The organism is Micromonospora sp. NPDC003241 (genome assembly GCF_053589795.1).
The window spans coordinates 1-7,735 of sequence record NZ_JBSFSO010000084.1 but is presented as its reverse complement, the minus strand read 5'-3'; the positions used below and the strand labels follow the sequence as shown (position 1 = coordinate 7,735).

Sequence of the window (7,735 nt, the reverse complement as noted above, 5' to 3'; positions counted from 1 at the left end):
CACCCCCGGGCGGCGATGCAGATCCTCCGGCACGCCCAGTTCGCCATCACGATGGAGATCTACACGGTGGTGTCCTCGGCGGCCACCCGCGACGCGCTCAAGCGCCTCGGTCAGACGCTCGACCGATGACCGCCGGACGCTGCTGGTGCCACGCCGGTCCGCTACCGGTCGCCGTAGTGGTACCGGCAGGCGATGATCTCGACGTCGTCCTTGGTGATCCGGTACACCAGCCGGTGTTCGCGGTCGATCCGGCGGGACCAGAAGCCGGACAGCTCGCCCCGCAGGGGCTCCGGCTTGCCGATGCCCTCGTATCCGTTGCGCATCACATCCGCGATCAGGTCGTTGATGCGCTTGACCAGCTTGCGGTCGGTGTGGCTGAGGTACTGGCTCCAGGCTGTCGCGGTGAAGACCAGCCTCACGCGACGTCCCGCGCGGTGTCCGGGTCAGTCAGCTCCCGCTCGGCCGTGTCGCCCTGCTCAAGCTCGGCGATCGATCGGCGTAGGGCTGCGGCGTTGCTGGGGCTGCGTAGGAGGTATTCGGTTTCCTTCATCGACTCGTACTCGGCAAGCGACACGATCACCACCGGCTCGTGGCCCGAGCGGGTCACCACCACTTCCTCGGCGTCGTTGATAACGCTGTCGAGTTCGGCGGCCAGGTTCTGGCGTAGTTGGGTGAAGTTCACGGTCCGCATGGCCACCTCCAGGATAAGTACAGAAAACTGTACCTTAAATGTCCTGCCTTGCCCCTGGTCGATGGTGCACTTCGCTGCTGTACGAGTCGTACTGACGAAGACAGCGACCCTGCAAAGGGCCGCTGAACTGCGTAAGAGTGGGCCGCCAGGGACTCGAACCCTGAACCTATGGATTGCCGGCGAGCCGGTCTACTGGGGTGTGGTTCGAGGTCATCCGGGCTGCTGGCGCGCTTCTCGGTCGGGTTCGGCTGGCACGGTTGCTGTACTTCGCTGCTGTACTTCCGGCGGCTGTCTCGTCCAGCCGATGAAGCGGCGGTGCAGGGTGCCGGCGGGTGCCCAGGGCATGTCCTCGGCAGCTTGGATGAGGTAGGCCCCGAGGTAGAGCGCCAGCGATACCGGCGCGTCGGCGTACTCCGCGCGTAGCTCCCGCCGTCGCGTCGGACACGGCCATGGGAGGTCGCAGCCGCCGCAGCTCCAGATGGGTAGAACCGGGCCGTGGGCGGTCACCGCACACCACCGAGGAACCGGGCGAGGCTCGCGCGGGACTGCTGTCGGCTGGTCGCCAAGTCCGCCCGCCGACACGGGTACGGGGCCAGGCGCGACCGCCAGGCGCGGCAGCCAACGCACCCGCCTTCGAGCCCTCGGACGTGCACGGTCCGGGTCGTGTGCTTCTGGTCGTCCCTCACGGCGCCTCATTTCCTGGCCAGTGGCCACGGTTGATGGGGATGCGGTGCTGGGCGTGGCAGGGCAGATCGGCTCCGCAGCGGCAGATCCGTCGCCACTTCCGCCAGGACCAGATCGGCCGGTGCCGCCGGGCAAGGGTGAGGGCGGCGGCCATCAGGTACTCCTCGTACGAGACGCGCGGCACAGGATCTCCCCTCAAGCGCGGGTCGACGGCACGGCGGCCGGGCCTGAGCTGGTCATCCGACCGCCGCACCTGCTCGTTCACCGTACCGACGTAGGACTGTAGATACAATAAGATGTAGAACTGTTGGACACGTAGCGTCACATTCGTGATCGACCCCAGCGCGGATCGGGCCGTGTTCCGGCAGCTCGCAGACCTACTGCGAGACCGGATCAGGTCTGGCGACATCGCGCCCGGTGCGTCGCTGCCGAGTGAGTTGAGGCTGGCTCAGGAGCATGGGTTGAGTCGAACGAGTGTGCGGCAGGCGATAGCGATACTCCGGTCGGAAGGGCTCGTGATCGTAGAACCGCCGCGTGGCACCTTCGTCAAGGCCATCGAACCGACCGAGACGGTGACCCTACGCAAGGGCGACACCGCCTCCGCCCGGATGCCGACGCCTGTCGAACGCCGTGAGCTGGAGATCGGCGAAGGCGTCCCGGTGCTCGTGGTCTTCCGCGCCGACGGCTCCCGCGAGCTGTACGCCGCCGACCGCGTACGCGTGGGTCGCTAATCCGTCCGTCGCTTGTAAGTCGCCGACCCCCCGCTTGGGGGATACGGACTCAACCTGCCGGCTGCTGCCGATCGGTGGCGGCCCTCGCCGAAGAGCAGGTGTCGGCCGTCATCGCTTCGCGTTTGGGACCGCTCCGCATCGAGGGCTCGCGCTGCCTCCTTGCTGCCTCGCTGCCTGATGCCTCGTTTACAAGCACTGTGCGCGCCGTCCGGGCGCATCCGTCCTCGTCCGTGGCCTCGGTCCGTCGTCCGTCGCTGGCGTTAGCCAGCATCCGGTGTTTGAGACCGTTGCTGTCGACACCTGTCGGTGGCAACAGCTTGTCCTCAACGGATAGGCGTTGGCGGCTACCTGGCAGCGAAACCTATGAAAAACTGAAGGATCGGTTTGTGGAGCCATTGCGCGGATCCTGACCTCAGTGGCTTGCCGGCTCCACTGTCAGAAAGTGATCAGCAGCAAAGAAGCTGACTTCGAACCAGCGGAAGAAGCCCTCCTGCCCTAAGAGCTGAAAGTCCCTATCCCAATCAGAAATGAAGCAGATTGGCGCATCCCAGGTAAAGCCGCCCAGAGTTAGCTGAACGTTGGTCGTTCTACCCACATACGAATTTCCGCCCACCGCAAATCGCTCCGTAGGCTCCAGGCCATCGAGATTCAGGCCCGCCAATTTGGCGAACCGCTCATCGAATCGATTGTAGAGCGCCCCTGAATCTACGAGGCAGGTGATACCAACCTCCGGAATGCCTTCCATGTATACGTCAACAACCGGCCGGGGAATTTCTATGTGGTTCTTAGGTAAGGGGAGGTAATCGAATATCACAGATCGTCGAACCGTTCTGCATCCGGAGCTACCGGCACACGGAACGTTGAATCTGCTGTCAGGCCGTTCTTCCGAAGATACAACACAACATCGATCGGAGAGTCAGCAGCGAAGATTACGGCCTGATCCCGCACGGCGACCCATCTGCCGACATGGGCTCGAAGGGAATCCGCTAGGTTGCCCCTCCGCAGTGCGGGCGACGACTTGTGGGCTTCCGGCGAGAAGTGCGGCTCCCGGAGTCGATGCTCGCAGTACTCATTCTCGACGATTGGCAAGATCGCCCAGTTCCATTGCCAAACCGTAGGTGAGCAGTCCCAGTCATCGGACCAGATTGGCCCATCTCTCAATAGCGTGGGCGGCTGGTCGCTTTCGTAGCTCGCAATGCCATCTTCGACATTAGCAAAGAAGCCCACCGCCTGCCGGGCAGCGTCGGACCATTGCCCCCCCGGCCGGGGATGGGTCGACTCGATAGGCAAAGCCCATTGCCTACGCTTGTTGCGAATCGCCGTCAGGGACATCTCTGCGCTCCTCCCGCTCGCCTGGCGCAAGGTAGGAATCTCTAATGTCTTCTAACTCACGAATTAGGGCATTCACATCCGCTGGCCAAAGTTGGACCCTCAACCGCGTGGCACTGGTGAGGTCAGCCCTTCCCATAGCGCTGATTCGGCTGGCCGAGAGATAAAGAGATGCAGCAACCCCTCTGCCCGCCTCGTCTCGGACGATTTCATGGCTCATTCCGATCATCGGCGGCACGATCGAGGTTGACTTCTGGATCCAAAGAGATGCAAGGTTAGGCATGTTTTCCCTTACGTGCAGAACTCGCTGCACAGCCTCATCCTCAAGCTCTTCATCTTTGCCTTTAGCCCACGACCGGACGATGCCTTCTGGAGCCTGCTCGAAGGCGAAGAAGAGAATCTGATCAAGCATGTCAACTAAGGGCAGGAAATCGTCATTGCGATCAATGGCGAAGTCGTCCTCATCGACGACGTGCAGGGCGCGGTAAGGAAAGTCTTCGTGCAATACGAGAGCGATAGCATTCCGACCGACGCCGTCATCTACCTGCGCTACCAGCCGCTCGAAGGCTGAGCGCGGGATCTTGACAGGCGCGAAAAAATCGAACACATAGCTAGGGTAACGGTGACCATGGTCGTCAGCCTAGAGTTCGGACATCGCGCGTTCGTAACGCCAGCAACCTTCCTGCCGTCCGTCTGCCGTCGACCCGCCCTCTCGGGGAGCGGGTCGCCCGCCCGGGCCGCCACGTCAAGCGGACCTTGACGCACCTACGGACGCTGCCGGAACAGCCTGAGTCGGCTCTCGTGTCGCGGACCGCGCCCCCGGCGGACACCGCCACAGTGGCGACGTTGACCCAACCTCGCCCGGCACGGACCCGGCTCTCGGGGTCAAAGTTGGCCACCGGCGGCCACCCCTCCCCCTCCCAGGTGAGCGGTTGACCTGACCCCGAGCGGCTGCGGAGCCGGCTCCTGGACGACCGACATGCTGTCGCGCGGACACCGACCCCATGCTTGGGCTTGCCGCGCGGACCCGGCGCGCTCTTCCGTGCGCCGCGCTGCTCGGGCGCGGCGCGGTCGGCTGCCGGCGACAAACCGCCACCCCTCTCTCCGCTATCCCGTCTGCGGCGGTCCACCGGGCTCTTCGCTGTCCGCGCCAGCCGCCGGGCGTCAGGCGTGACGGCCGCAGAGCGACAGCGGCAGCGGCCGGCGCGCGCCCAGGCGGCGGCGCGTGCGGCCCGTCAAGGGCCGCCTTGATAGACGTACAGAAAGTCCTCCCACCCCGGCCGGCAGTCGGCCGGCAGTCGGCCGTCTCGCCTCCGGCCTGCGGAGTCACGGCGGGTTGACGTGTCGGTACCCGGTGCTACTCTGGCGATCGTCGAGCACGCCAGCGCGGCCTTCCCGCCGAACCGCTGGACTCGATTGCTGAGAGGCTGAGCGGCCTTCCTGCCGCTGATGCGGACCACCGCCCGCCGCCTTTCCATCACCCCGGCCACGGTGCCGGCTCTCTGAATCCGCCGAGCGGCCCAGCGCGGCCTTCCGCCGTCCACGATGGCCCGGGTTTGCGCACCTTCGACGGGTGAGGGCAGCCTGCGGCGATTCCACCGGATGTCGGTACCCAGGCTCCTCACCCGTGCCAGCCCATGACCTCTACGAGCACGAGAGGACATCACCGATCGGCGGAGTGTGGCACCACCACGATTCCGCCCTCCGGCGTCAGCCGCCCTTTCGGCGGTGCCAGGAGACACGACGAACACCACCAGCGGACCACGGTCCACGGCTGGTGGTGCTTCGTCTTCCGTCCCTGCCACCCCGTAAGGAGACCTCGATGTCCCCGCTCACCCGGCCCAGCCTCGCCGCTGGCCGGTTCGCCCAAGCCCTGCACCGTGCCACCACGCCGGACTACTTCGGCTGGCTGGAGCACACCGCCTCCGCTGGCGGCTGTGCCCGCCCGATCCGACTCACCGGCACTCTCACCGCCGTGGAGGCCGACACCGGCCGGATCACCCGAGAAGTGCACACCGATGAGCTGCCCGACCGTGCGATCTACAAGGCGTGTGGCAACCGCCGTGCGTCGCAGTGCCCCGACTGTGCCTGGGTCTACGCGGGTGACGCCTTCCAGGTCGTCCGCACCGGCCTGATCGGCGGCAAGAGCGTCCCCGCCACTGTCGCGCGGCATCCGGTCGTGTTCGCCACCTTCACCGCACCGTCCTTCGGCGCGGTCCACCATCGGCACATTCGCCGCCACACCTGCGCCACCCGCCAGCGATGCGACTGCCGACCTGATCCTTGCCGCCCCCGCCGTGACGCCGGTGCCTGCGCGCCCGGGCGGCCCGGAGCCTGCTTCGCCCGCCACGACACCAACGATCCGCAGCTCGGGCGGCCACTCTGTTTGGACTGCTACGACCACGACCACCAGGCCGTGTGGAACGGGTTCTCGGGCGAGCTATGGCGGCGCACCAAACAGGCCGTCGAACGTCAGCTTGCCGCCGTCTGCCGCCGACGCGGCATCCGGAGAGTTCGAGTCGTCAGCGCCTCCGGCAAGGTCCGCTGGGTGCCGCCGGTGCGGGTGTCTCACGGCAAGGTGGCCGAGATGCAGCGCCGGGGTGCCGTGCACTTCCACGTCCTGCTGCGCCTGGACGGCGTCAACCCCGACGACGCCGGTGCCCTGGTGCCGCCGCCTGCCGGGATCAGCGTCGACGACCTGGACGACGCCGTGCACGCAGCCGCCCAGCAGATCACTGTCACCACACCACCTCACCCCGACCGCCCGGACGGCTGGCTGGTGGCCTGGGGAGAGCAGGTCGACGTGCGCCGGATCGGTAGCGGCGACGGTGACGTGACCGACGCCAAGGTGGCCTCCTACCTTGCCAAATACGCCACCAAAGCCACCGAGGTGACCGGCCACACCTCGACCAGACTCACCCCCGACACCATCGACACCTACGCCAACCCCGAGGGCGACCACCTCGCCCGCCTCATCGACGCCTGCTGGCGACTCGGCCGACCTGCGGCCACCCACACCACCGACAGCGCCGCCAAGCCCGGCGACCGTCAAGGCCGTCTTGACACCACACCGAACCCCTACGCCGGACTACGTCGCTGGGCACACATGCTCGGCTTCGGTGGCCACTTCCTCACGAAAGCCCGCCGCTACTCGGTCACCTTCGGCCTGCTCCGCAGCACCCGCGCCACCTACCGCCGGGCCGAAGGCAACGAACCCGCCGACACCCTGACGGTCGGCACGCTCACCTATCTCGGGGCCGGCTGGCGCAGCGACGGTGACGCCCTGCTCGCCAACACCGCCGCCCGACAGCGACGGGAAAGCAGACGCGTCGGCCGGGAGGAACTCGCCCACGAAACCTGGCTCACCGGAGCCGCCGCATGAACCACGAACTGCGTCCCCGCTGGTACTCACCCGCCGAGGTTGCCGTGCTGCTCGGCTTCGGCATTTCCAAGGTCAAGATGAAGATCGCCACCGGTGAGCTGCGTTCCATCAAGGACGGCAAGTACCGCCGCGTCCTCCCCGAGTGGGTCGACGACTACATCCGTGATCAGGTTGAGCGGCAGGAGGCGGCCTGATGCCCGGACGGTCTCGCGCGAACGGGGAAGGCTCCATCTTCCCGTACAGGAACGGCTTCGCCGCGTACGTCTGGGTGGAGAAGCCGGACGGCAAGCGGGGCCGAAAGTGGGTCTACGGCAAGACCCGCGAGGAGGTCCACGACAAGTGGATCAAGCTGCACGGGCAGGCCAAGGCCGGTCCGGTGGCGACGCGTTCCCCGACGGTGGGGGAGTACGCCGGCTACTGGCTGAGGGAGATCGTCAAGCCGAACCTGGCTCCGGGCAGCTACGTCACCTACGAAGTGGTGGTGCGGCTCTACCTCGTGCCGGGGCTGGGTCGGAAGCGTCTCGACAAGTTGCGGGTCAGCGACGTTCAGACGTGGATCAACGAGGTGGGGCGGACCTGCCAGTGCTGCGCCCAGGGCAAGGATGAGCGGCGGAAGCCCGCCCAACGTCGCTGCTGTGCGCTTGGCCGTTGCTGCCAGGATCTGCCCTCGCCGACCAGCGTCACGCACCTGCGGACCGTGCTCCGGACGCTGCTGTCCCAGGCGATCACCGAAGGGCTGATCACCCGCAACGTGGCGTCGCTGGTGAAGCTGCCCCCGGTACGCAAGCGCAAGCGGAAGGCGTGGACGAGCGACGAGGCGCGGCGGTTCCTGGAGTCGGCCCGCGCCGACGATGATCCGCTCTACGCCGCGCACGTCCTGGTCCTGGTGCTCGGTCTGCGTAAGGGCGAGGTGTTGGG

General features: G+C 66.5%; 9 protein-coding genes and 1 pseudogene. 5 read left to right on the top strand and 5 right to left on the bottom strand.

Features of this window, described 5'->3' with window-relative positions; translation table 11 throughout:
* Nucleotides 1-129 (top strand): annotated as a pseudogene (locus tag ACWDVW_RS32280) (site-specific integrase); the annotation flags it as partial.
* A gap of 32 nt (nt 130-161) precedes the next feature.
* On the opposite strand, the gene ACWDVW_RS32275 reads toward ACWDVW_RS32280, so the two are convergent.
* Both ACWDVW_RS32275 and ACWDVW_RS32270 read right to left on the bottom strand, forming a co-directional pair.
* Entirely contained in the window at nt 162-419 is a 258-nt protein-coding gene (locus tag ACWDVW_RS32275; RefSeq protein WP_111242115.1) for a Txe/YoeB family addiction module toxin, read from the bottom strand.
* Nucleotides 416-691: a type II toxin-antitoxin system Phd/YefM family antitoxin gene (locus ACWDVW_RS32270; protein WP_131306469.1), complete on the bottom strand. Its 276-nt coding sequence runs from the start codon at nt 689-691 to the stop codon at nt 416-418. Before ACWDVW_RS32270 ends, ACWDVW_RS32275 begins: the two co-directional genes overlap by 4 nt.
* Before the next feature lie 1,013 nt (nt 692-1,704).
* On the opposite strand from ACWDVW_RS32270, the gene ACWDVW_RS32265 reads away from it, so the two are divergent.
* The gene (locus ACWDVW_RS32265; RefSeq protein WP_449956680.1) at nt 1,705-2,106 is read left to right on the top strand and encodes a GntR family transcriptional regulator; all 402 of its coding nucleotides are present in this window, start codon (nt 1,705-1,707) and stop codon (nt 2,104-2,106) included.
* Between the two features lie 412 nt (nt 2,107-2,518).
* Here ACWDVW_RS32265 and ACWDVW_RS32260 read toward each other — a convergent pair whose 3' ends face one another.
* From ACWDVW_RS32260 to ACWDVW_RS32250, 3 genes are all read right to left on the bottom strand, one after another.
* Nucleotides 2,519-2,851 carry a retropepsin-like aspartic protease gene (locus ACWDVW_RS32260; RefSeq protein ID WP_449956677.1) on the bottom strand — a complete coding sequence of 111 codons (333 nt, stop codon included), beginning with the start codon at nt 2,849-2,851 and terminating at the stop codon, nt 2,519-2,521.
* Between the two features lie 65 nt (nt 2,852-2,916).
* Nucleotides 2,917-3,438, bottom strand: a complete 522-nt coding sequence (locus ACWDVW_RS32255) for a hypothetical protein (protein WP_449956675.1) — start codon at nt 3,436-3,438, stop codon at nt 2,917-2,919.
* Entirely contained in the window at nt 3,407-4,042 is a 636-nt protein-coding gene (locus tag ACWDVW_RS32250) for a hypothetical protein (RefSeq protein WP_449956672.1), read from the bottom strand. The genes ACWDVW_RS32255 and ACWDVW_RS32250 overlap by 32 nt, the downstream gene beginning before the upstream one ends.
* A gap of 1,215 nt (nt 4,043-5,257) precedes the next feature.
* Here ACWDVW_RS32250 and ACWDVW_RS32245 point away from each other — a divergent pair.
* The 3 genes from ACWDVW_RS32245 to ACWDVW_RS32235 form a co-directional block, all read left to right on the top strand.
* Nucleotides 5,258-6,817 carry a replication initiator gene (locus tag ACWDVW_RS32245; protein ID WP_449956669.1) on the top strand — a complete coding sequence of 520 codons (1,560 nt, stop codon included), beginning with the start codon at nt 5,258-5,260 and terminating at the stop codon, nt 6,815-6,817.
* Nucleotides 6,814-7,011: an excisionase family DNA-binding protein gene (locus ACWDVW_RS32240; protein WP_449956666.1), complete on the top strand. Its 198-nt coding sequence runs from the start codon at nt 6,814-6,816 to the stop codon at nt 7,009-7,011. Before ACWDVW_RS32245 ends, ACWDVW_RS32240 begins: the two co-directional genes overlap by 4 nt.
* Nucleotides 7,011-7,735 (top strand): tyrosine-type recombinase/integrase (locus ACWDVW_RS32235; RefSeq protein WP_449956663.1); only part of this gene is annotated, 725 nt, incomplete at its 3' end. The genes ACWDVW_RS32240 and ACWDVW_RS32235, both read left to right, overlap by 1 nt.

Bases quoted from the DNA above. Each gene is read 5' to 3' on its own strand.
- ACWDVW_RS32260 (WP_449956677.1), bottom strand. From the start codon at position 2,851: ATGGAAGGCATTCCGGAGGTTGGTATCACCTGCCTCGTAGATTCAGGG.
- ACWDVW_RS32245 (WP_449956669.1), top strand. From the start codon at position 5,258: ATGTCCCCGCTCACCCGGCCCAGCCTCGCCGCTGGCCGGTTCGCCCAA.
- ACWDVW_RS32255 (WP_449956675.1), bottom strand. From the start codon at position 3,438: ATGTCCCTGACGGCGATTCGCAACAAGCGTAGGCAATGGGCTTTGCCT.
- ACWDVW_RS32270 (WP_131306469.1), bottom strand. From the start codon at position 691: ATGCGGACCGTGAACTTCACCCAACTACGCCAGAACCTGGCCGCCGAA.
- ACWDVW_RS32240 (WP_449956666.1), top strand. From the start codon at position 6,814: ATGAACCACGAACTGCGTCCCCGCTGGTACTCACCCGCCGAGGTTGCC.